Origin of the sequence: Kitasatospora sp. NPDC002965, from assembly GCF_040611255.1 — a bacterium.
Taxonomy (GTDB): domain Bacteria; phylum Actinomycetota; class Actinomycetes; order Streptomycetales; family Streptomycetaceae; genus Kitasatospora.
In genome coordinates this window covers 1-22309 of the sequence record NZ_JBEXNT010000012.1, presented here as the reverse complement: position 1 = coordinate 22309, position 22309 = coordinate 1, and the positions used below count along the sequence as shown (strand labels likewise).

Genomic DNA, 22309 nt, shown 5'->3' with positions numbered 1-22309 from the left:
GGCGCGGGGCGTGGGGGCGCGAGGGGCGCGAGGGGCGTGGTCCGGGTCAGCCCGCCAGCCCCTGCCGGATCGCCAGTACCGCCAGCCGGACCCGGTTCGGGCTGCCGGTCTTGGCCATCAGGTTGGAGACGTGCGTCTTCACCGTGGTCACTCCGAGGTGCATCCGCTCGGCGATCTCGATGTTGGACAGCCCGCCCGCGATGTGCCGCAGCACCTCGTGCTCGCGCCCGGTGAACCGGGCCACCGGCTGCCGCCGGCCGTCCTCGCCGGTCCAGTCCGTGGCGGCCCGGGCCACCACCCGGCGCAGCACCTCGGGGCTGTACGGGCTCTCCCCGACCGCCGCCCGCCGCACCGCGTCCAGGACGGCGGCCGGTTCGACGTCCTTGGCGAGGAACCCGCAGGCGCCCGCGGCGAGCGCCGGGTAGAGGCGGTCGTCGTCGTCGAAGGTGGTGAGGACGACGACCCGGGTGGCGGGGAGCAGGCGATGGAGTTCGCGGGTGGCCGTGATGCCGTCGGTGCCGGGCATGTGCAGGTCCATCAGCACGACGTCCGGGCGGAGGCGCAGGGCCAGTTCGACGGCGTGGGCGCCGTCGGCGGCCTCACCGGTCACGGTCAGGTCGGGGGCGGACTCGCAGAGCATCCGGACACCGGCCCGGACGAGCTGCTGGTCGTCGACGATCAGGACGCCGATGGTCGCGGGGCCGCCGACGGCCGTGGGGCCGGGGCGCGCGGGATCGGCGGTCGCGGCGCCGGTGGTCGCGGGGCGGCCGTTCGGGATGCCGGTCATGCGGCTCCTCCGCGGACCCGGGGCGGTGCCGCCGGGGTCGGTACGGGTGACGGTGCCGGTACGGGTGACGGTGCCGGTGGAGCCCCGGCTCCCTCCGGGAACGGCCAGGAGGCGGCCAGCCGCCATCCGCCCGGCACCGGTCCGGTCTCGATCGTCCCGCCGACCAGCGCCACCCGCTCGCGCATGCCGAGCAGCCCGTGCCCGCCGTTCATGTCCGTCCGCCCCTTCTCCGCCGTGTCGTCCGGTAGTTCGTTCTCCAGCTCCAGCCGCACCCGGGCGCCCTCCGTGGTGGCCCGCAACCGTACCCGGGTGGCGGGCCCGGCGTGTTTGGCGACGTTGGCCAGGCCCTCCTGCACCAGCCGCAGCACCGTCAGGCCGCCGAGCGCGTCCAGCTCCGCGAGCCGCCCGCCGATGTCCGCGTCGATCCGCAGGCCGGCCTGCCGGGACCGTTCGACCACGCCGTGCACGGTGGCCGGCAGGTTGGCGGTGTCGGCGAGCAGGGGGGCCAGCTGTCCGGCGTCGGGCTCGCGCAACGCGGTGAGCAGCCGCCGCAGGTCGGTCAGCGCGGTGGTGGCGGAGGCGTGCACGTCGTCCAGGACGGCGGTCATCCGGGGGTCGGCGGACGGCAGGACGTGCCGGGCGATCCCGACCCGCAGCACCGTCGAGGCCAGGTGGTGGGCCACCATGTCGTGCAACTCGCGCGCGATGGCGGCGCGTTCGCCCATCCGGGCGCCCCATTCGGCGAGGTCCCGGTTCCGTTCGGCCTCGCGGGCCCGCGCCTGGGCCGCCCGGGTGGCCTGCTGGGCCGAGCGGATGTAGCCGGCCAGCAGGACCGGCACGCCGCCGACCACCGCCGCCCGGTAGCACGCGCCCACCACGCCGCCGGGCAGCCCCGTACAGGCGTGCGCCAGCTGCACGGCGAGGAGGACGCCGACCGCCCACCCGACCCGGGGGCCCCACTGGCGGACGGCCAGCTCGAAGAACGCCGCCGCGGCGCCGACCTTGACCTCGATCTGGACGGGGTGCGCCACCAGCGGCGCCATCAGCGCGCACTGACCGAGCGCCACGGCGAACGGCCACCGCCCACCGACCGTGGCCAGCACCAGCGCGCCCACGCCCACCGCCCGGTCGACGGCGTCCAGCAGGCCCGGGCCGCCCGCCCCGCCCGCCAGCAGCAGATAGCCGAGCCCGGACACCACGAGCGCGGGCCGCAGCAGCCGGAGTCCGATCCCTCGCGTTCCCCACACGGTGTCGAGCGTAGGACGGTGGGCGGCCGGGGTGATCGTCCCTCAGGCCGATCCCGGACCTCCTCCTTCAGGCCGGGTGTCCCGCGCCGCCGCCCGGTTCGTCCAGGAACTCCAGGACCGCGAGCACCGCCAGTAGCGCGAGCGCCAGACAGAGGGTCACCAGGGCGGTCGGGTAGCTCCAGAACAGGAACGCCAGCGCCGCACCGGCCACCGCCACCCAGCCGAGCCACGTCTTCCAGCGGTGCACGAACCGGCCGACCGGCCCGAACCGAAGCCCGGCCCGCTCCGCGCTGTGCCGGACGGCGGCCAGCCCGGACGCCCACATGCCCCGCACCGTCCTGGCCCAGCGCCCGGGGCCGCTGAGCCAGGCACCCAGGGCGACCAGCAGACCGAGCGCGATCACCACCCGGACGGCCGACCGCAGGTACCGCACCAGAGCGTCGTAGACCGCCGAGGCCGCCGCCTGGTCGACACCGGCCGGCAGTTTGTCGAGGTAGACGGCCCGGAAGACGGAGAGCCCGATGCCCAGGACCAGTGCGCCGCCGGCGATGCCCAGGGCGACGGTGACGGCGGCCCTGCGCCGTCGGACGGCCAGCAGGACACCGGCGACCGCGCAGGCCACCGTCAGCACCGGCAGCCAGAAACCGGCCAGGTCCAGCAGCCGGAAGGCGGTCCGGACCTTGGGGATGGCGTCCGACTGGACCAGGGTGTACTCGGTGTGCACCTCGGGGATCTTCGAGGCGACCGACAGACCGCTGTCGATCAGTCGGGTCTTCGCCCGGTCGATCAGCGGCGCGAGGTCCAGCACCACGGTGTCGTCCTTGATCGCGACGGCCCCGCCGCCGTGCCCGGTCAGCATCTTCTCGACGGCCGCGTGCGCGTTGCGGTTGATCTCCGTCCAGACGGTGGCGAAGGCGTCGCTCCCGACCAGCTGCTCGACGCGGTCGTGCACGAATCCGGTGAGTCCGCTGGTGAGCGCCTGGCTGACGGGGCCGAGCAGTGCGCTCAGACGGGGCCGGTCGTCGGGCGCGACCGACTCCAGCAGCGACTCGACCGGGATGTGCTTCATGATCTCGGTGGTCACCCGGTCGGTGACGGCCGCCTGGATCGCCGGGTCCCGGGCGAGCGGCGCCATCGTGGCGACGTACCGGTCGGTGTCGGTGATCTGGGACTTGGTCCAGGCGGCGGCCACGCTCAGCGGCGTCAGCACGCAGGCCAGCAGGACGAGGAGGACGGCGAAGGACGACCGGACGCGGTGGTGCCGCTGGGTGGCCTGCGCCTTCAGGCGGGCCGTCAGCCGGGCGTCGTGGTCCTCGACGGCGCTGAGGCGGGCGCGCAGCTCGGCGAGCTCGTCGGAGTGCCGGTCACCGGGCGGCCGGACGCCCGGGGACGGGTCGCCGCGGGGCCGGTCGTCCGGTTGCCGGTCTCCCGGGGGTGGGGCGTCGGGCTGTCGGTCGCCGGGGGGTGGGGCGGGCCGGCCGGCGGGCTGCTGGTCGGGCTGATCGCCGGGGCGGTCGGCCGGCTCGTTCGTCGGCATCCCTCAACTCCGTTCCTCCGGTGGTGCATTTCAGGAGATAACGGATCAAGAGGGTCGGCCAGTCGGGTCGGCCACTCGGGCCAGACGGCCCGTGGCCCGGTGGTGGGGCCCGGTGGTGGGGCCCGGACACGACGAAGCCCCCGCCGTGATGGCGGGGGCTTCGTCGACGCTCGGACGGCCCGGGTACGGGGCCGGTCTCAGGCGGTGGTCGTGGACCGGGGCTGCTCGGTGGCCTTGGTCACGTGGGTCGGCGTGACGGCGGGCTGCGCCGGCTGGGCCGCGGGCTGGGCCGGTGCGGCAGTGCTCTGCGCGGTGCCCGGGGCGGCGTCGGCGGCGGGGGCGGGGGTGTCGTCCTCGCGCATCGCCTTCGTCTCCGCCTTGAGGATTCGCATCGACTTGCCGAGGCCCCGGGCCATCTCCGGCAGCTTCTTCGATCCGAACAGCAGGATTACGACAGCCAGCACCACGAGTACGTGCCAGGGCTCAAGACCGTTCCGCAGCATCCCTGGCCACCGGTCCCTTCTTGTCTAGAGGCGTCCGTCACAGTTGGGCAAAAGCGCCCGACCTGGCCAGTATGCCTGGCCGTACCGGCGAACGTATACACCGGCCGGGAAACGCTGGTCAAAAACCAGATGTTGCGGGAACGGCCCAGGGACAGTGGTCGGGGCGGGCCGGCGTGCCCGGACGCGCCGGTCCGGTCAGTCCGCGTAGCCGATGATCAACCCGCAGAACACCGCCGCCACCAGGGTCACCCCGACCGAGAGGACGAGCAGCGTCGGAGTCCTCGGCAGCGGGGAGCCGGTCCGTATCGCCGCCTCGACCTTCACCCACCGCCGGTACGCGGCGGCGCCGAGTGCCGCCCCGCCGAGCGCGCAGATCACGGCCAGCGCGATCCGCAGCGGTGCGGGTGCGACGTCGGGGGTGAGCTGGTCCACGGCGATGCCGCCGGCCAGCAGGCCGAGCGCGGTGCGGATCCAGGCGAGGAAGGTCCGCTCGTTGGCCAGGGTGAACCGGTAGTCGGGCTCCTGGCCGCCCGCCGCTCCGGTGGGGGTCGGCCCGTCGTCCAGGTCGTCCCCCGGCCCGTCGCCCGGCCCGTCGTCCAGGTCGTCGGCGGACCTTCCGTCCGCCGGACGGTGCGGTGGACGGACCGGCGGCTCCTCCGGCTGCGGCATCGGGCCTCCGTTCCGCGCCGCACGTTGGCCGGTTCCGGACCGTGGCCCGGACCGTGCGCGGCCGTGGCGGGCGCTCCCCGCCGACCCTAGGACGGGCGCTGCCCCGCCGCAGCTCGGGCGGCGGTCGACAGCGGCGGCGGCCGACACCGGCGACGGTCAACATCGGCGACGGCCGGTCCGGGCGGCCGGTCCGGTCACCCGTGATCGGCCCCGGTCAGTCGCGGCGGGCGAGCAGGTAGCCCCGGCGGGTCTCCGCCTCCAGCGGGTAGGGGCCGCGTTCCAGCCGGGCCGTCACCGTGAACCCGGCCTCGGCCAGCAGCCCGGCGACGGCCTCCGGATCCAGGAAGTGGAAGTCGACGTCGACCGGGTGCCCCCACCACTCGTCCAGCCGTCGCACCTCGCTGCCGAGGTGGAACGCGACCAGCAGCACGCCGGCCGGCCGCAGCACCCGCCGCATCTCCCGGAAGGCGGGCCGCAGCTCGGCCGCCTCCAGGTGGATCACGGAGTAGAGCGCCACCCCGGCGGCGAACTCGCCGTCGGCCGCCGGCAGCCGCAGCAGGTCCCCGACCCGGAAATCCGCCCCGGGGTGGTCCCGCCGTGCGACCGCCACCATGGCCGGCGAGAGGTCCACCCCCACCGCCGTCACGCCGTGTTCGGCCAGCCACCCTGTCACGTGTCCGGGGCCGCAGCCCAGATCCGCGACCGCGCCGCCCGCGGCCTCCTCGACCACCGCTCCCAGCAGCGCCCGGTCCATCACCTTGTACGCGAGCTCGCCCCCGATCCGCTCCCGGTACTCCTCCGCGACGGCGTCGTAACTCGCCCGTACCCGACCGTGGTTCACCTCGTCCGACATGGCGGCAGCCTGGCACATCCGTTCGGCCGGGTGCACCCGGACGGCCTCCGGTCCCGACCCCGGCCCCGGCCGCGGGGCGGGCGCGGCGACGGCGAGAGCCCCCGTCCCGGGTGACCGGGCGGGGGCTCCTGATGACGCGCGTGCGGGTGGATCGGTGCCGGTCGGTGCCGGCGGTGTCAGACGGCGGGGCGGGCCGGAAGGTGACGCATCAGGCGGTAGGCGAGGAAGGAGGCGGCGACCGCGAAGAGCAGGCCGACCACGGCGGCGACGTGCAGGCCGTCGGTGAAGGCGACGCGGGCGGTGTCGAGGAGGTCGGTGCCGAGCCGGCCGGGGAGGCGGGCGGCCACGGTGACCGCACCGCCGAGGGTGTCCCGAGCGGTGCCGGCGGCGGCGCCGTCCAGACCGTCGGGGAGGGCGCCCTCCAGACGGGAGCGGTAGACCGCGGCACCGGCCGCGCCGAGCAGCGCGATGCCGAGGGAGCTGCCGAGTTCGACGGCGGTCTCGGAGGTGGCGGAGGCGGCACCGGCCTGGTCGACGGGGGCGGCCGTGACCACCATCTCGGCGGTGAGGGTCATGGTGCCGACGGTGCCGGCGGCCAGTACGCCCGCCGCGGTGAGGACGAGGGCGAGCGGGGAGTCCGCGCCGACCTGCGTCATCATCCCGAAGCCGGCCGCGCCGATCAGGAAGCCGCCGGCCATCAGGACCGCCGGGCGGACCTTGCCGGCCAGCGCGGAGCTCACGCCGACGGCCGCGCCGACGCCCACGCTGGGGACGAGCGACCAGAGCGAGGCGGTCAGCGGGCTCATGCCCTTGACCAGCTGCAGGTACTGGGAGGTGAAGAGCGTGAAGCCCATCATCGCGAACATCGCGACGGTGTTGACGCCGATCGCCCCGCTGAAGGCGCGGATCCGGAAGAGGCTCAGGTCGAGCAGCGGGTTGGCGGCGGTGCGCTGGCGCCGGTAGAAGGCGCCGGCGAGGAGCAGACCGGCGGGGACGGCGAGGACGGGGAGCGGGCTCCAGCCGTCCACCGCGATCGTCTTGACCCCGTAGACCAGCGGCAGCACGGCCGCGAGCGAGAGCGCCGCACCGGACAGATCGAAGCGGCCGCGCCGGGGGGAGCGGTACTCGGGCAGCAGGGCGGGCGCGGCCAGCAGGACCAGGGCCATGACCGGGACGGCGAGCAGGAAGGCGGAGCCCCACCAGAAGTGGTCCAGCAGCAGGCCGCCGGCGACCGGGCCGAGGGTGGCGCCGGTGGTGAGGATGCCGCCCCAGGCGCCGAGGGCGATCTGGCGCTGCTTGGGGTCGTGGAACATGTTCCGGATCAGCGCGAGGGTCGACGGCATCACGGTGGCCCCGGCCACGCCGAGCAGGGCGCGGGCGGCGATCAACTGGCCGGCGCCGTCCGCGTAGGCGGCGAGCAGCGAGGCGCCGATGAAACCGGCGGCGCCGATCATCAGCAGCCGGCGGCGGCCGATCCGGTCTCCCAGCGCGCCCATCGTGAGGAGCAGCCCGGCGAGCAGGAACGAGTACATGTCCATGATCCACAGCTGCTCGGTGCCGCTCGGCGCCAGCGTGGTGGAGATGTAGGGGACGGCGAAGAAGAGCACGCCCATGTCCATGGTCAGGACGAGGGTCGGGAGCAGGAGGACGGTGAGCCCGATCCATTCGCGGCGGCCTGCGCGGCCGGTGGTTGCGGTCATGGGGAGGACAGTACGGACGTGTCAGACGCTTGTCTAGTACACTCGTCTCAATCACTTGTGCAAGACGTTCGAGTCAGACGATCGAGCCAGACACTCGTGCAAGACACCCGTCCAGGAGGGACGTAGCATCGGGGCATGGGAAATCGCGAGGACCTGATGGCCGGCGCCAAGCGCTGCCTGTACGAGAAGGGCTACGGGCGCACCACCGCCCGGGACATCGCCGCCGCGGGCGGCGTCAGCCTGGCGGCCATCGGCTACCACTTCGGTTCCAAGGAGGCGCTGCTCAACGCGGCGCTGATCGAGGCGACGGGCGAGTGGGGTGCCCGGCTGGCCGCCGTGGTGGAACGGGCCAACAGGGCGTCGGACGACCCGGAGGAGCGGTTCGTCGCCGTCTGGGACGGCGTGAAGGAGACCGTCGCCGAGCACCGCGGCCTCTGGGCCGCGCAGTTCGAGGCGATGGTGCAGGTGGAGCGGGTGCCGGAGCTGAGGGACGCGCTCGCCGATGCGCAGCGGCGCGGACGGCTCGGGCTGTCCGCGCTGTTCCAGGGGCTGACCGAGGTGCCGGACACCGAGGAGGAGATGGCCCGCGGCGTCTTCTACCAGGCCCTGCTGGTGGGCATGGCCGGGCAGTGGCTGGCCGCCCCGGAACTCGCCCCCGGCGGACGGGACTTCCTGCGCGGACTGGAGCTGGTCGGCGGTTCGGTCCTCAGGGGCGGGGCGGGCCCGGGCTGGCACGGCCCCGCCGCGGCCCCGGGCGGACCTGCCGACTGACCGTCCTGCCGGTGGTCAGACGGTGACGGCCGTCAGCAGTACCACCGAGTCGATGTGGGCCAGCAGCCCGTGCCGCTCCTGAGGCACGGGGTGCAGCTGGCCCGCCGAGAGTTCCACCCGCCGTCCGCTGATGGTCAGCGAGACGCGGCCGCGGAGGACCTGGAGGCTGGCGGCGGTCGGCGCGTTGTGCTCGTCCAGTGCGGTGCCGGCGGTCAGTGCGATCACGGTCTGCCGCAGGACGCCGTCGTGCAGCACGAGGTGGGCACTGCGTCCGTGCGGGCTCTCGGCGGCGAGCGCCGCGTGCTCCGCGACGAGCTGTTCGAGATCGATCATCACGCGTCCTCCTGCGGCGGGCGTGCCGGGGTCCGGCGGGCGTGCCGGGGACCGGGCAGTGCCCGTCCCCTCCGGCCCAGCGTCGCGGACGCGCTGGGCGCCCGCACCCGGAGAGCCGCCGGGTCGTCACCGTACGGGACCACTCGGGGTGCGGAGGCCGGCGGCTGCACCCATGGTGGAGGCATGGTGACCAACGAGCGTTTTCTCAGCGGATTCCAGGTCAACCGCTCGCTGCTGGCCGGCGGCGCGGTGCTCACGGGCATCGGCGCGCTGCTCGGGGCGGCCGGAGCGGTGATGGTGTGTGCGGCGCTGGCCACGGCCGGCCGCACCTGGGTGCGGGGTCTGGAGACCCCGCCGACCGCGCTGGCCCAACGGGCGCTGCGCGAGGCCAAGGTGGCCTCGGCGGCCGGCTGGGAGGCGTGGCGCACCGAGCACCATTCGCCCAACTGAGCCGGGCAGGCGGGTGGATCGCAGCCCGGGCGGCTCGGGCAGGCCGGGCAGGCCGGGCGGACGGGTGTCCGGCCTGCGCCCCGTTCCGCCGGGCCGGTCCCGGCTACAGCCCGAGCGACTTGGCGACGATGCTGCGCATGACCTCGCTGGTCCCGCCGTAGATCCGGAAGACCCGGTTGTCCGTGTAGAGCCGGGCGATCGGGTATTCCAGGATGTACCCGTAACCGCCGTGCAGCTGAAGGCACTTGTCGATCACGACGGACGCCGACTCGGTGCAGAACAGCTTGGCCGCCGCCGCGTCCGCGACGGTCAGCTCGCCGCCCTGGTACAGCTCCAGCGCGCGGTCGACCATCGACTGCTGCGCCACCACCTGGGCCTCGCAGTCGGCCAGCGTGAACTTGGTGTTCTGGAACTCGGCGACCGCCTTGCCGAACACCTTGCGGTCCTTGACGTACTGCACCGCGAACCGCACCGCCGCCGCGGCGGCCGCGTACGCGCCGACCGCGATCGCCAGCCGCTCCTGGACCAGGTTGTGGGTCAGGTACGCGAACGCCCGGCCCTCCTCGCCGAGCAGGTTCTCCACCGGCACCTTGACGTCGCTGAACGCCAACTCGGCGGTGTCCGACGTGCGCAGGCCGATCTTCTCCAGCTTGCGGCCGACGCTGTAGCCGGGGGTGTCGGTGTCCACGCAGAGGATGGAGAGGCCGGCCCGGCGGTTCTCCGGGTCGTACGGCGCGGTGCGGCACACCACCAGGACGAGGTCGGCGAGGACGCCGCCGGTGATGAAGGTCTTGGCGCCGTTGAGGACGTAGTGGGTGCCGTCCTCGGAGAGCCGGGCGGTGGTGGCGATCCCGGCGAGGTCGGAGCCGGCTCCCGGTTCGGTCATGGCGATGGCGGTCATGATGTCGCCGGAGACAAAGCCGGGCAGCCATCGGCCCTTCTGCTCCTCGGTCGCGTACTCCAGCAGGTAGGGGAGGACGAGGCCGGTGTGCACGCCGGAGGAGCCGAAGCTCACGCCCGCCCGGGCGGTCTCCTCGGCGACCACCGCCTGGAACTTGAACCCGCTCTCGCCGGCGCCGCCGTACTCCTCGGGCACCTCGATGCCGTAGACGCCGAGTTCGCCGAGCTTGCGGTAGAAGTCGCGCGGCGGGTGGCCCGCGGCCTCCCAGCTCTCGTAGACGGGGACGACCTCGTTGGCGATGAAGTCCCGGATGGTCTCCCGGAAGGCCTCGTGGTCCTCGGTGAACACGGTGCGGCGCACGACGGCGCTCCCTTCGGTGGGCCGGATGCTGCGGGGCCGGGCGCCGATGGGTCGGGTGGCCCGGTGATCGCCCCACAAGTTAATCCCCGGTAGCTTCGACTGTCCAGGGTCGGCGTGGGGCCGGAACGGGAGCGTCCGGCCCGCTTCCGGGGCCGGAGGCGCGGGGCCGGGGGCGGCCGGAAGTGAATCCCTGCTAGCCTCCCCGGTCGAGGTCGAACGACCGTCCGAACGTCTGGCCGTTCGTCCATCAGTCAGTCAGTCAGTCAGACAGACCGACCTACCGGCCGGGCCGGAGCAGCGCCGGGCAGTGCGGGCAGTGCGGGGAGGTCGGGAGGCCGTGGTGGTGCGACGACCGCCCGCCCGCGCCCGGCAGGCGCAGATCCTGGCCGTGGCCGCGGAACGGTTCCACCGTGACGGCTACCACCGGGTCTCGATGGCGGAGGTCGCCGCCGGGGTGGGCATCACTGCTCCCGCGCTCTACCGGCACTTCCGGAGCAAGTCCGAACTGCTCGACCGCGCCGTCCGGGTGGGCCTCGACGCACTGGCCGAGGGGGTCCGCGCCGCGGACTCGACGGCCTCCCTGGGCGCCGCGCTGGCCGCCGTCGCGGTCGGGCACCGGTCGCTGGGCACGCTGGTGCAGCGGGACGCCCGACTGCTGCCGCCGCACCGGCGGGTGGCGCTCCGCCGTGAACTCCGCGCGGTCGTCGTGCGGATGGTCGTCGTGCTCCGCGCCGGGCGTCCCGAACTCGCCGCCGGAGATGCCGAGGTGATCTGCTGGTCGGCACTGTCGGCCGGGGCCGGGCTGTCCTACCTGTCGGCCGCCCCGCAGCCGCGCCGGGCCGAGCGGCTGCTCCGCGACCTGCTCGGGGCGGTGCTGGCGGTCCGGCCGGACGCCGCCGCCGCGGCCGGGTCGCGGCCGGCTGCTCCCCGTCCGCCCGGCGGCGCGGGCGGTGCGGGGCCGCAGCCGCGTCGGGAGGAGCTGCTGGCCGCGGCCGTCCGGCTGTTCCACCGGCGCGGGTTCGACAACGTCAGCACCGACCTGCTCGGCGCCGCCGTGGGCATCTCGGGCCCCAGCGTTTACCGGCACTTCGACAGCAAGGCGCAACTGCTGGCGGTGGCGCTGGTGCGCGGCCGGGAGCGGCTGTGGCACGAGGTGGGGGGCGCGATCGCGGCCGCACCGGGCGGGCCGGAGGCGGAGCTGGTGGCGGGCCTGGCCGCCTACGTGGGTTTCGCGCTGGGCAACGGGGACTACCTGGGCGTGCTGCTGAGCGAGACCGAGCGGCTGGCGCCGACGGACCGGCGGGCGGCGGTCGACTTCCGGCGGGACTTCCTGCGGACCTGGGTCGACCTGCTCGGCCGGGTCCGACCGGAGGAGGACGCGGTGACCGCGCGGATCCGGGTGCACGCGCTGTTCTCGCTGGTCAACGACGGTGTGCGGAACCGTCCGTCCGGTGCGCGTCCGGATCTCGACGACTGCCTGGTGCGGCTGGGCCGGGCCGTCCTGGGGCTCGGACCCTGAGTCGGGCCGGGCGCGGCGCCGGGGCTCGGGACCCGACGGCCGAGGCCGGGTGCCCGCCCCGTGTTGGGGGCGGGCACCCGGCCTCGGCACGGGCCGGTGCGCCCGGGGGAGGAGTGCCGATCAGCCGCCGAAGTGCGGGGCGATCAGGGCGGCGAGGTTGCCGTTGCCCTGCAGGGCGCCGACGTTCCCGGAGTTGCCGGCCACGGCGAGGCCGTTGTTCTGGTTGCTGGCGCCGGACCCGGTGGCCGTCTGCTGGGTCGTGACCACGTTGCCGTGGACGTTGCCGATGATGTTGTTGGAGCCGGTGTTGTTCACCACGCTGCTGCTGGAGTGGTGGTCCGCGCCGGCGCCGTTGTCGGCGTGGGCGGTGCCGATGCCGGCGAGGAGGAAGGCCCCGAGGGCGGTGACGGCGGCGGCTGCGCGGATACGGGACACGGTGGTCTCCTGAGGGTGGAGTGCGAATGGTGGCGCGTTCCGGAGTGGCCGCTCCGAAGCGCCGTTGCCTGACGTCGCACGACCAGCATTCACCAGCACCGCGGACGAACTCCACCGAATGGGTGGCAATTCGCCCGATGGTGTCATCTGACGGGCATTTCCGCGCTCTTCGCCAGGGCGTGACGGTTGACGGCTGATCCATCAACTCCCTTTCAAGTGGCGGCAGTTGTGAGGACGTCGAACCGATCCGTTGACGCCCGGATGTCAACTCAGTGTTGACCGGACCCCTTTCCCTAGAAAGAAATGGTCGCCGGATAGTCGCACTGGCACACTGGGGACCCATGTCTGAAGGTCTCCCGCCCGACCATGCCCCCGCCGAGGATCTGCGTACGACCGAGGTCGATCTCGGCGGACTGGTGAACGTCCTCGCCACCCACCTCTACTCCACCCCGCTGGTCGCCCTGCGGGAACTCGTCCAGAACGCCCACGACTCGCACACCCGGCGCCGGCTGGAGGACCCGGCCGGCGGCCACCGCCCGCTGATCCGGGTGCGCGCGGACGCCGGCCGCCGGACCGTCGGCATCGAGGACACCGGGGCCGGGCTGACCGAACCGGAGATCCACGCCTACCTGGCCACCGTCGGCACCGGCTACACCCGGATGCTGCGCGAACTCACCGGCAACCAGGAGCTGATCGGCGCCTTCGGCCTCGGCTTCCTCTCCGCCTTCTCGGTGGCCGACGAGGTCACCGTCACCACCACCTCGCACCGCGAACCGCGACGCGGTCACCGCTACCGCAGCCGGGGCGGCGAGCAGTACAGCGTCGAACCGGTGCCCGCCAGGCCGGTTCCCGGCACCCTGGTCGAGCTCGCGCTGAAGGCCGAACACGCCCACCTCGCCGACGAGTCCACGCTCCGCGAGGTGCTCGGCCGGTACTGCGTACTGCTGCCCGTCCCGGTCTACGTCGGCGACGACGAGCGGCCGGTCAACGACGTCCCGGTGCCCTGGCGGCAGGACGGCGCGGCCGGCGGGGACGGCGGCGGCCCTGCCGCGGACGGCGGGAGCGCGACCGGCCGGCCCGACGGCACGACGGCCGGCGGTGACGGGTACGCCGCCCGGATGCGGTTCGCCACCGCCTTCGGCCGCCGCTTCGAACCGCTCACGGCCTTCCCGGTCCGCCCCGTCGACGGCGATCCCGCCGAGGGCGGCACCGACGCCGTCGGCCTGCTCTGGGTCCAGGACGGCGGCACCTACGGCAGCAGCGACAACCGCGATCTCGCCGTCTACCTGCGCGGCATGCTGCTCACCGAGGACGCCCGCGACCTGCTGCCCGGCTGGGCGGGGTTCATCGGCGGGGTGGTCGAGTCCAGCCGGCTGACCCCGACCGCCAGCCGCGAGGACCTCCAGCGCGACGACCACTACCGCGCCCTCCAGCGGGCGCTCACCGACGCGGTGGTGGACGGGCTCTACGAGACCGCCCGGCTGCGGCCGGCCGTCTGGCGCCGGATCCTCGCCCGGCACGGCCAGGACCTGCTCGGCGCCGCGCTCTGCGACGAGCGGCTGTTCACCCTGCTCGCCGACGACGTCCCGGTGCCCACCTCCCAGGGCGACCTCACGGCCGGGGCGCTCCGGGCGGCCGGCGGGGGCGCGGTGCACGTCGCGCTCGGCTCCGGCGGTGGCTTCGAGGAGATGCTCTACCGCGCCATGCAGGTGCCGATCGCCCGCGGCGACCGCTACGCGGTGCTGCCCTTCCTGCGCCGCTACGCCGGGCTGCGGGACTGCCGGCTGGTCGAACTCGGCAGCGAGAGCGGCAACCGCGAGCTGTTCCGCGACCCGGAGCGCCCGCTCCCCGCGGAGGAGAGCGGCTGGCTGGCCGCGGCCCTCACCGATCCGGGCGAGCAGCTCGTCCCGGCCCGGTTCGACCCGGCGGGGCTGCCGCTCGTCCTGGTGCCGGACCGGGAGGCCGAACTGAAGGCCCGGATCGAGGACGACCAGGCCGACGCCCGGATCCCGTCCGCCGCGCTCCGGCTGGCCAGGTCGTTCACCGCCCGTACCGACGGCGAGGTCAAGGCCCGGCTCTACCTCAACCTGGCCTGCCCGGCCGTTCAGGACCTGCTCACCGCCTACCGGTCCGGTCACACCGGCAGCACCACCGCCGCCGGGCTGCTCCGCTCGCTCAAGGTGATCATGGCCGCCGCCTCGTCCGGCGCCGCGCCGGGCGGCGCGTCCGGCGACCTCACCGCCGCGCTCGGCGGGATCGGCACCGCGGTCTCCGCACTGACCGCGGCCGTCCCGCCCGGCCTGCCCGCCGTCCCGGACACCCTCGACGGACTCGCCGGGGAGGGCTGACGGGTGGATCCCGCCGGCACCCCGCCGCCCGCCGTACCCGCCTCGGCCGCGCCCGCCGCGCCCGCCGTGCCCGTGCTCGGCCCGTCGGCGGAAGCGCCGTCAGTGAACGACTTGTCAGTGGCGACCGCCACACTGCCCACCAGTACGACGCACCACCCGCAGGGGGAGACGGAAGCGGTATGAGCACCGACATCTGGGCCTGGGTCCACGACACCCACCGCCGCCTGGCCGAGGCCGGCCACCACCGGCTGGCCGACGCCATCTACGAGCTCCCCGGCCACGCCAACGAGGGGCGGAACGAGCAGCTCGACGCCGTCTACCCCGAGGCGGTCGCCGCCGCCCGGGCCCTCGACCTGCCCTGGGTCGAGGTCTACCTGCGGCACTGGCGGATGCAGAACCTGCTGAACAAGCGGCACCAGGGCGAACAGGCGCTGCCCGAGGCGGTCGACCTGCTGGAGTTCGCGCACCGCGAGCAGACGGCCGGCTGCCCGCAGTCCGTCTGCGTGGTGCAGGACTTCGCGATCTGCCACGCCCGGGTCGACGGCCCCGGCTACGTGCCCGAGCGGCTCGCCGTGCTCAGCGAGACCCTGGAGCGGATCGAGCCGGCCCGGGCCTGCTTCGACTGCCTCTCCCGGGAGTACTCGGACGCCCTGGAGGACGACGGCCGCCCCGCCGAGGCGCTGACCTACCTGGACGCCGCCGCCGGCCGGATGCGTGCGTCCGGCCAGCAGCTCTCGCTCCACTTCCACCACGCCCGCGCCGGGACCCTGCACCTGCTCGGCCGGCACGAGGAGGTGCTCGCCCTCCTCGACACCGCCGAACAGGCCGAGCGCGCCCGCGGCCGGGAGGTCGACGAGAGCGACCGGCGCTGGGGCGCCCTGCTGCGGGCCCGCGCCCTGGCCTCGCTCGGTCGCACCGACGAGGCCACCGACCTCCTGCCCGGCGCGGCCGAGGCGGAGCGTCACGCCGACCTCCGGCCGGCCTGGACCACCACCGTCGAGCTGCTGGTCGCCGCCGGCGCCCGGGAGAACGACGCCGAGCTGGGCATCACGCTGGCCGGCTGGGTCGGCTACCTCGACGGCACCGGCTCGCACCGGCCGTGCGTCGACCTGCTGCTCGCCGCCGGACGGCTGGCGCTGGCCCGCGGCGCCCGGACGGTCGCACTCACGCTCGCCGCCACGGGCGAGCGCAAGCTCGGTTCGCTGCGCCGCCGGGACGGCGTCGCCGAGCAGGTCGCGGAGCTCCGGGCGGCCGCCGAGGCGCTGCCCCGTCCCGGGCTGCCGGTCCCGGCGGAGGACCTGCCCGGCCACCTCGCCGAGGGCGGGGTGCCGTTCGAGACCGGCGCCGACCTGCTCTCCGTCGCCCTGGACCGGTACCGGGGCGAGCCGTCCGGCGCCACCGCGCTGGTCCTCCTGCAGGCCGGGGTGCTGGGCGGCCTCGGCCATCCGAGGGCCGCCGCCGACCTGCTCTGGCGGCAGCTGGACGCCGACCCGGCGGGCGAGGAACTGCCCGGCACGCTCGGCGCCTTCCTGATCGAGGCCGGCGACGCCGAGGGGGTGCGCCGACTCGCCGACCGGCTGGCGGCGACCAGCCCGGCCGACGGCCACTGGGTCCGGGCCCGCTGGGCCGCCGCCGAGGGGCGCTGGGCCGAGGTGGTGGAGCAGTGCGAGGCGATCCTGGCGGCGCAGCCGGACCGGATCAACACCCGTCGGCTGGCCGCCGGCGCCGCCACCGAGCTGGGCGACCACGTCGCCGCGCAGCGCTTCTACCAGGACCTCCTGGTCCATGCGCTGCCCGCGGACACCGCGTCCGAGGAGGAGCTGCACCGGACGGTCCGGCCGGCCGACCTCTGGCACCTGATCACCGCCGCCACCGCCAACCGGGACTGGACGGTGGTCCGTTCCGCCGGCGCCCGGCTCGGCATCGAGTTCGACGAGCCCGAGGGCCCGGTGGACGAGGAGTGGCAGATCGTCACCGTCCGGGCAGGTCGGCGGGACGGCTCCACCGCCGACCTGCCCGCCGTCCGGACCGGCCCGGCCACCGCCCGGATCCTCCCGGTGCTCGGTGACGAGGTGCCGCTCAACCACGGCGACGTGGTGGTCTTCGCCCCCGCCCCGTTGGAGGAGCCGCCCGCCGAGTCCGCCCCGGAGGAGGAGGGGCGTGGCCGGCCCCCGGTGTTCGCCCTGCTCACTCTGCTCGACCCGGCCGGCTACACCACCTACTGGGTGGACGGCGGCTGGCCGGGCGACGAGGCGTGGGCCGAGCTGCGCGAGAAGCTGCGGGGCGAGGGCTACGCGGTCTGGGCGTACAGCGGCGACCAGTACACCATCACCGACCCGGCCGACGAGGACGCCGTGCTGCCCGGGATCTACGCGGCCCTCGCGGTGCCGCCCACCGCGCACGCCGCCGACGCCGACGCGCTGCTGCACCGGTTCACCGACTCCTGGCCGCACCCGCTGGCCTGGCTGGAGCTGGCCGAGGCGGCGGGTGCGGACACCGCCGCGCACCGGGAGGTGATCGAGCGGTACGGGCTGTAGTCCGGAGCCCCTGCGGCCACGGGGCGGACCTGACGGTAGGGGGAGTTCTTGGTGAATGCTTTACTGTTTCATTGCCAAGAGTCGACCCTTCAGGAGTCCGCCCCGTGACCAGCCTCGCCCTCGGCCCGTCCTGGCTCGATCCGACCTACCTGATCTCCACCTTCGAGCTGATCGGCATCCTCGCGATCGTCTTCGCCGAGTCCGGCCTGCTGATCGGCTTCTTCCTTCCCGGGGACTCGCTGCTCTTCACCGCCGGCCTGCTGGTCGCCGGCGACACCTACCTGCAGCAGCCGCTCTGGCTGGTCTGCTCGCTGATCGTGGTCGCCGCGGTGGCGGGGGACCAGGTCGGCTACCTGTTCGGCCGGAAGGTCGGACCGAGCCTGTTCCGGCGCCCCGACTCGCGGCTGTTCAAGCAGGAGAACGTGGAGAAGGCGGCGGCCTTCTTCGACCGGCACGGGCCCAAGGCGATCGTGCTGGCCCGCTTCGTGCCGATCGTCCGGACCTTCACCCCGATCGTCGCCGGGGTGAGCAGGATGAACTACCGCACCTTCGTCCTCTTCAACGTCATCGGCGGCGTGCTCTGGGGCGGCGGCGTCACCGTGCTCGGGTACTTCCTCGGGCAGATCCCGTTCGTCCGGGAGCACATCGAGGCGATCCTGATCGGCATCGTGCTGTTCTCGGTCGTCCCCGTGGCCGTCGAACTGCTCCGCGCCCGCCGGTCCCGGCCGTCCGCCGAGCCGGTGCCGTCCGCCGCGCAGGCCGGGGCCGCCGAGCACGCCCCGCCGGGGGGGGGCGGGGGGCCCCCCCCCCCCCCGGCGCCCCCCCCGCCCCGCCGCGCCCCCCCCCCCCCCCCGCCCCCCCCCCCCCCCCCCCCCCCCCCCCCCCCGCCCCCCCCCCGCCGGGGAGGAGCCCGGGCGGGGCCGTGCTCGCCGCCGCGTACATGTGCGTCCGGCAGTTCGATCAGGCAAGGTGTATCCGGAGATCGAACGGCGGCCCGGGGTGGCCCGGCGCCGTCAGGGGCGGCAAGGAGTGGAAGTGCCTAAGCGGGGCCGGTCGGGTGGCGGCAAGAGGGCCAGGGGCGGCCGAGCGGCCCGGCCGCAGCGGCAGGCCCGCCCGGCGCCCGGGGCGCAGCCGGTCCACCCGTCGGAGGCGCCGCCCACGGAAGGACTGCTCGGTCACCCCGCTCCCGTCGCCGAGCACACCGTGCTGGTGCCGTTCCTCCTGCCGGCCCCCGAGACCAAGGGCCTGCTGACGCCCGAGCCGGAGCCCGCACCGGAGCCCCTTCCCGAGCCGGAGCCCGGACCCGAGCCCCTCCCCGGGCCGGACCAGCCGCGGGCCGCGGCGTACCGCCGGCGTCCGGGTGCCGAGGACACCCTCACCCCCGAGGAGTGGCGCGCCGCCGGCTACACGCCGCCCACCGGCGTCGCCGTCCCCGCGCTCATGCCCGGCGCTCCCGGCGAGGCACCCTGGCCGGACCGGATGCGCACCCTGCTGCGCATCCCGATGTCCGAGCGCCCGTCCTTCGAGCGGACCGCCCGCGAGCTGCACCCCTCCGCCGGCCGCAACGTCCCCCGCATCCTCGACCTGACGCTCCGTATCGGCGAGCTGCTGCTCGCCAGCGGCGAGGCCGCCGAGGACGTCGAGGCGGCCATGCTCGGCATCGCGCACGCCTACCGGCTGGACCGCTGCGAGCCGCAGGTCACCTTCACCCTGATCGGCATCTCGCACCAGCCGTCGCTGGTCGAGCCGCCGATCACCGCCGACCGCGTGGTCCGCCGCCGGACCTCCGACTACACCCGGCTCAACGCGGTGTACGAGCTGGTCGCCGACATCACCGCCGAGAAGGTGAGCGTCAACGACGCGTACCGCAGGCTGGCGCTGATCCGCCGCAACCGGCACCCGTACCCGGCCTGGCTGCTCGCGCTGAACACCGGTCTGCTGGCCGGCGCGGCGACCTTCCTGGTCGGCGGGCGGATCGACGACAAGGCCTGGCTGGTCTTCATCAGCGCCTTCGTCGCCGCCGTGCTGGGCGACCGGATGGCCTCGACGATCGCCCGCCGCGGGCTGCCGGAGTTCTACCAGTTCGTGCTGGCCGCGATGCCGGCCGCCGCCTCCGGCCTCATCCTCTCCTTCAACGACCTGGGCCTGCGGGGATCCGTGGTGATCACCGGTGGGCTGTTCGCCCTGCTGCCCGGCCGGGCCCTGGTCGCCGCCGTCCAGGACGGTCTGACCGGCTTCTACATCACCGCAGCGGCCCGGCTGCTGGAGGTGATCTACCTGGTGGCGGGCATCGTCATCGGCGTGATGCTGATCCTGTACCTCGGGGTCGGGTTCCAGGCCAAGCTCCGGCCGGACGAGTCGCTGGTCGGGGTCAACTACCCGCCGGTCCAGATGATCGCCGCGCTGGTGCTGACGCTGGCCTTCGCGATGCTGCTGCAGACCGACCGCCGCTCGCTCGCCCTGGTCACCCTGAACAGCGGCATCGGCTGGGCCAGCTACGGCGTGCTGGTCTACAACGCCGCCATCTCGCCGATCGTCGCGACCGGCGTGGCGGCCGGCCTGGTCGGCCTCTTCGGGCAGCTGATGGCCCGCTACCGCAACGGCTCCGCGCTGCCGTACGTGACCGCCGCGATCGGGCCGCTGATGCCCGGCTCGGCGCTCTACCTCGGCATGCTCTCCTTCGCCCAGGGGCACGCGAGCGGGGGTCTGGTCCAGATCACCCGGGCCGCCGCGATCGCCCTGGCGCTGGCGATCGGGGTGAACCTGGGCGGTGAGATCGCCCGTCTCTTCATGAAGCTGCCGGTCGGTGTCGAGCGGCCGTCGCTGGCCCCGGTCGTCCCCCGGCGGGCGGCCAAGCGCACGCGGGGCTTCTGACGCCCCTACGGGCACGGGTTCGGACGCCGTTGGCCCCCGGGCCATGTCGTGGCAGAGCGGACGCAGTACCAGGAACGAAGGTAAGACGCATGACCACACTGCTGGACGGCTACCGCGACCACATCGTCGCCACGCACAAGCAACCGCTGCTCCTGCTGCTGGTCGGGTTCATCACGTCCTTCGTCTTCATCCGGTTCAGCGTGCGGATGATCAGGGCCCAGGTGCGCTGGTGGCCCGGCAACGTGACCCCCGGTGGGCTCCACATCCACCACATGGTGTTCGGTCTCGGCTTCCTGCTGGCCGGGGGGATCGGGGTGTTCGCCACCTACGGCGGGCACCCGTGGATCGACGTCTTCGGGCTGCTCTTCGGCATCGGCTGCGGACTGGTGCTGGACGAGTTCGCGCTGATCCTGCACCTCGACGACGTGTACTGGAGCGAGCAGGGCCGCAAGTCGGTGGACGCGGTGATCTTCGGGATCCTCTTCACCGGCCTGCTGCTCATCGGGTACGTGCCGCTGGGTGTGGTCCCCGGCGAGGAGACCAGGTGGGGGCTGGTCACCGTGATCTCGATCAACGCGCTGGCCTCGATCGTGACCCTCCTCAAGGGCAAGGTGTGGACCGGTCTGCTCGGGATCATGGTGCCGGGCCTCTCCTGGATCGGTGCGATCCGGCTGGGGCGGCCGAGCAGTCCTTGGGCGCGCTGGCGCTACGCCACGCGCCCGCGCCGACGGGCGCGTGCGCTCCGGCGCGAGCGCCGACTGCACCGGCGTGCGGACATCGCCCGCACCTGGCTTTTCGACCTGATCGCGGGCGCCCCCGACAAGGTGCCGGCCAACCATCCCGCCGCGCACCGGGTGGCCGAGCGGATGGCCGCCCGGGCCAGCGCCCACCTCGACGCGCACACCGCCCGGGCACTGGCCCGCCGGTCCGCCCGGCTGGCCGACCGTCGCTCGGCGGCGGGCGCGGCGGAGCACGGGGCCGGAGGCCGGGGGGCCGGCGGGTTCGGCGGGTACGGCGCTCCGGCGGACCCGCCGGGCCGGGAGGGCGGCGCGCGGCAGCGCCGGCGCACCGTCCGGGCCGGCCGCAGCCGGACGTACGCGGCCCGTCCGACCGGTCTGGAGCCCCGGCCCGACCGCCCGCGCCGGTTGCGGACGCACACGCCACGGATCCGCCGGTAGTGCGTGTACCTTGCGTTGGAGCAGGTCCGAGGCCACCTGGTCGAGGCCGATATCCGGTCGGATCATCCGATAGTCACCCGGCCGGCGGGTGCGGGCTTCAGGTGTGAAAGCCGCCCGGCTTGAGAACATGGCGGTCAGTGACCGTCTTGTCACGCAATGGGATGGTTCGTCCGGCCGTCATCGGCGGACGGGGTCGTCGGGCCGCCCGGCCGTCGGGTCACCCGGCCGTCGGGCCGTCGCCGGGACGGTGCCGGATCTTCGCCGAACGGGCGCGGTTCCGTCGCCGCCGGGTACGGCGGGCCGTCCTCCCTCGTGACCGTTCGAAGGGGTGACCCGTGGCGCGCAGAATCCTGCCGACCCTCCTGATTGCCCTCACCGCCCTGCTCGGTCTGCTTCCCGCCGCGACGGCCGCCCCCGCGGCCCCCGCCGAGCCGGCCACCTCCGCCGAACCGGGCGCCAGCACCCCCGCCGAACCGGGCGCTGCCGCCCCCGCAGCAGCCGGGCCGGGGGAGGGGGCGTACCCGTCGGCCCAGGAGATCGACGAGTCCCGGGCCGAGGCCGAGCGCCGGGCCGGCTCGGTCGCCGCCATCGAGGCCGGCCTCACCGCGGCCAAGGGCGAACTCGACCAGGCCGGCCGCACCGCAGAGCAGGCCGTCGAGGCCTACAACGGCGCGCAGCTCGGCCTCACCCGCGCCCGCGTCGAGGAGTCCGCCGCCGGCGACCGGGCCGCGGCGGCCGAGGCCGATCGGGTCGAGGCCGCCGAGAGCGCCGCCCAGTTGGCCGCCGAAACGTACCGGCAGGGCACCAGCGCCGAGCTCTCCGCCGTCAACGCGCTCCTCGGCGCCCGGGGGCCGCGCGAGGCGGGGGACCAGGCCGCCGTGGTCGGTGTCGCCAGCGACCGGACCCGGCAGATCCTCGACGCGGCGGTCTCGACGGCGGACGCCGCCGGCCGGGCGTCCAGCGCCGCGCGGGTCGCCACCGAGACCGCCGCCCGGGCCGCAGCTGAGGTCGGCGCGGCCCGGGAGCGGGCCGAGGCCAGGCTGACGGCGCAGCAGGAGCAGGTCGTCGCGGTAGGACTGCGGCGGGAGCAACTGCTCGCCGACCTGGCCGCCGCCCGGCACACCACCGTCGAGATGGAGCGGCAACGGCGCGAGGCACTGGAGGCGATCGCCGCCCGGGAGGCCGAGGCCGCCGCCCGCGCCGCTGCCGAGAAGGCCGCGGCGGAACGGGAGGCCGCGGAGCGGGCCGCGGCGGAACAGGCAGCCGCCGAGCGGGCGGCGGCGGAACGGGCCGCCGCCGAGCGGGCC

General features: G+C 74.9%; 17 protein-coding genes and 2 pseudogenes. 9 read left to right on the top strand and 10 right to left on the bottom strand.

Annotation, left to right across the window (positions count from 1 at the left end; all coding sequences use genetic code 11):
- Positions 1–46 precede the first annotated feature (46 nt).
- From ABZY91_RS07775 to ABZY91_RS07745, 7 genes are all read right to left on the bottom strand, one after another.
- A complete protein-coding gene (locus ABZY91_RS07775) occupies positions 47–787 on the bottom strand; it encodes a response regulator transcription factor (protein WP_355400610.1) in 741 nt (246 codons plus the stop codon).
- The gene (locus ABZY91_RS07770; RefSeq protein WP_355400608.1) at positions 784–2034 is read right to left on the bottom strand and encodes a histidine kinase; all 1251 of its coding nucleotides are present in this window, start codon (positions 2032–2034) and stop codon (positions 784–786) included. Before ABZY91_RS07770 ends, ABZY91_RS07775 begins: the two co-directional genes overlap by 4 nt.
- 67 nt (positions 2035–2101) lie before the next feature.
- Positions 2102–3571 carry a hypothetical protein gene (locus tag ABZY91_RS07765; protein ID WP_355400606.1) on the bottom strand — a complete coding sequence of 490 codons (1470 nt, stop codon included), beginning with the start codon at positions 3569–3571 and terminating at the stop codon, positions 2102–2104.
- Between the two features lie 197 nt (positions 3572–3768).
- Positions 3769–4074 carry a Sec-independent protein translocase subunit TatA gene (gene tatA / locus ABZY91_RS07760; RefSeq protein WP_355400604.1) on the bottom strand — a complete coding sequence of 102 codons (306 nt, stop codon included), beginning with the start codon at positions 4072–4074 and terminating at the stop codon, positions 3769–3771.
- A gap of 195 nt (positions 4075–4269) precedes the next feature.
- Positions 4270–4743 carry a DUF202 domain-containing protein gene (locus tag ABZY91_RS07755; RefSeq protein WP_355400602.1) on the bottom strand — a complete coding sequence of 158 codons (474 nt, stop codon included), beginning with the start codon at positions 4741–4743 and terminating at the stop codon, positions 4270–4272.
- 214 nt (positions 4744–4957) lie between these two features.
- On the bottom strand, positions 4958–5596 hold the full coding sequence (locus ABZY91_RS07750) for a class I SAM-dependent methyltransferase (RefSeq protein ID WP_355400600.1): 639 nt from the start codon (positions 5594–5596) through the stop codon (positions 4958–4960).
- Positions 5597–5772: 176 nt separating this feature from the next.
- Positions 5773–7296, bottom strand: a complete 1524-nt coding sequence (locus tag ABZY91_RS07745; protein WP_355400598.1) for an MFS transporter — start codon at positions 7294–7296, stop codon at positions 5773–5775.
- A 135-nt stretch (positions 7297–7431) separates the two neighbouring features.
- Between ABZY91_RS07745 and ABZY91_RS07740 the strand changes: the two genes are divergently transcribed.
- The gene (locus ABZY91_RS07740; protein WP_355400596.1) at positions 7432–8067 is read left to right on the top strand and encodes a helix-turn-helix domain-containing protein; all 636 of its coding nucleotides are present in this window, start codon (positions 7432–7434) and stop codon (positions 8065–8067) included.
- A 15-nt stretch (positions 8068–8082) separates the two neighbouring features.
- Here ABZY91_RS07740 and ABZY91_RS07735 read toward each other — a convergent pair whose 3' ends face one another.
- Positions 8083–8400 carry a cupin gene (locus tag ABZY91_RS07735; protein WP_329885635.1) on the bottom strand — a complete coding sequence of 106 codons (318 nt, stop codon included), beginning with the start codon at positions 8398–8400 and terminating at the stop codon, positions 8083–8085.
- A gap of 183 nt (positions 8401–8583) precedes the next feature.
- Here ABZY91_RS07735 and ABZY91_RS07730 point away from each other — a divergent pair, with 183 nt between their 5' ends.
- On the top strand, positions 8584–8850 hold the full coding sequence (locus ABZY91_RS07730) for a hypothetical protein (protein ID WP_329885634.1): 267 nt from the start codon (positions 8584–8586) through the stop codon (positions 8848–8850).
- Positions 8851–8953: 103 nt separating this feature from the next.
- Here the strand turns inward: ABZY91_RS07730 and ABZY91_RS07725 are convergent, their stop codons facing one another.
- Entirely contained in the window at positions 8954–10111 is a 1158-nt protein-coding gene (locus tag ABZY91_RS07725) for an acyl-CoA dehydrogenase family protein (RefSeq protein WP_355400594.1), read from the bottom strand.
- 340 nt (positions 10112–10451) lie between these two features.
- Here ABZY91_RS07725 and ABZY91_RS07720 point away from each other — a divergent pair, with 340 nt between their 5' ends.
- Positions 10452–11630: a TetR/AcrR family transcriptional regulator gene (locus tag ABZY91_RS07720; RefSeq protein WP_355400592.1), complete on the top strand. Its 1179-nt coding sequence runs from the start codon at positions 10452–10454 to the stop codon at positions 11628–11630.
- A 120-nt stretch (positions 11631–11750) separates the two neighbouring features.
- On the opposite strand, the gene ABZY91_RS07715 is transcribed toward ABZY91_RS07720, so the two are convergent.
- Positions 11751–12065: a hypothetical protein gene (locus ABZY91_RS07715; protein WP_355400590.1), complete on the bottom strand. Its 315-nt coding sequence runs from the start codon at positions 12063–12065 to the stop codon at positions 11751–11753.
- A 341-nt stretch (positions 12066–12406) separates the two neighbouring features.
- Between ABZY91_RS07715 and ABZY91_RS07710 the strand changes: the two genes are divergently transcribed.
- From ABZY91_RS07710 to ABZY91_RS07685, 6 genes and pseudogenes are all read left to right on the top strand, one after another.
- Positions 12407–14413, top strand: coding sequence for an ATP-binding protein (locus tag ABZY91_RS07710; protein ID WP_355400588.1), 2007 nt, complete (start codon positions 12407–12409; stop codon positions 14411–14413).
- A 179-nt stretch (positions 14414–14592) separates the two neighbouring features.
- Entirely contained in the window at positions 14593–16950 is a 2358-nt protein-coding gene (locus ABZY91_RS07705) for a hypothetical protein (RefSeq protein WP_355400586.1), read from the top strand.
- 104 nt (positions 16951–17054) lie between these two features.
- A pseudogene (locus ABZY91_RS07700) lies at positions 17055–17666 on the top strand (VTT domain-containing protein); the annotation flags it as partial.
- A 319-nt stretch (positions 17667–17985) separates the two neighbouring features.
- Entirely contained in the window at positions 17986–19824 is a 1839-nt protein-coding gene (locus ABZY91_RS07695) for a threonine/serine exporter family protein (RefSeq protein ID WP_355400584.1), read from the top strand.
- Positions 19825–19913: 89 nt separating this feature from the next.
- On the top strand, positions 19914–21002 hold the full coding sequence (locus ABZY91_RS07690; protein ID WP_329885626.1) for a hypothetical protein: 1089 nt from the start codon (positions 19914–19916) through the stop codon (positions 21000–21002).
- Positions 21003–21337: 335 nt separating this feature from the next.
- Positions 21338–22309: pseudogene (locus ABZY91_RS07685) on the top strand (hypothetical protein); the annotation flags it as partial.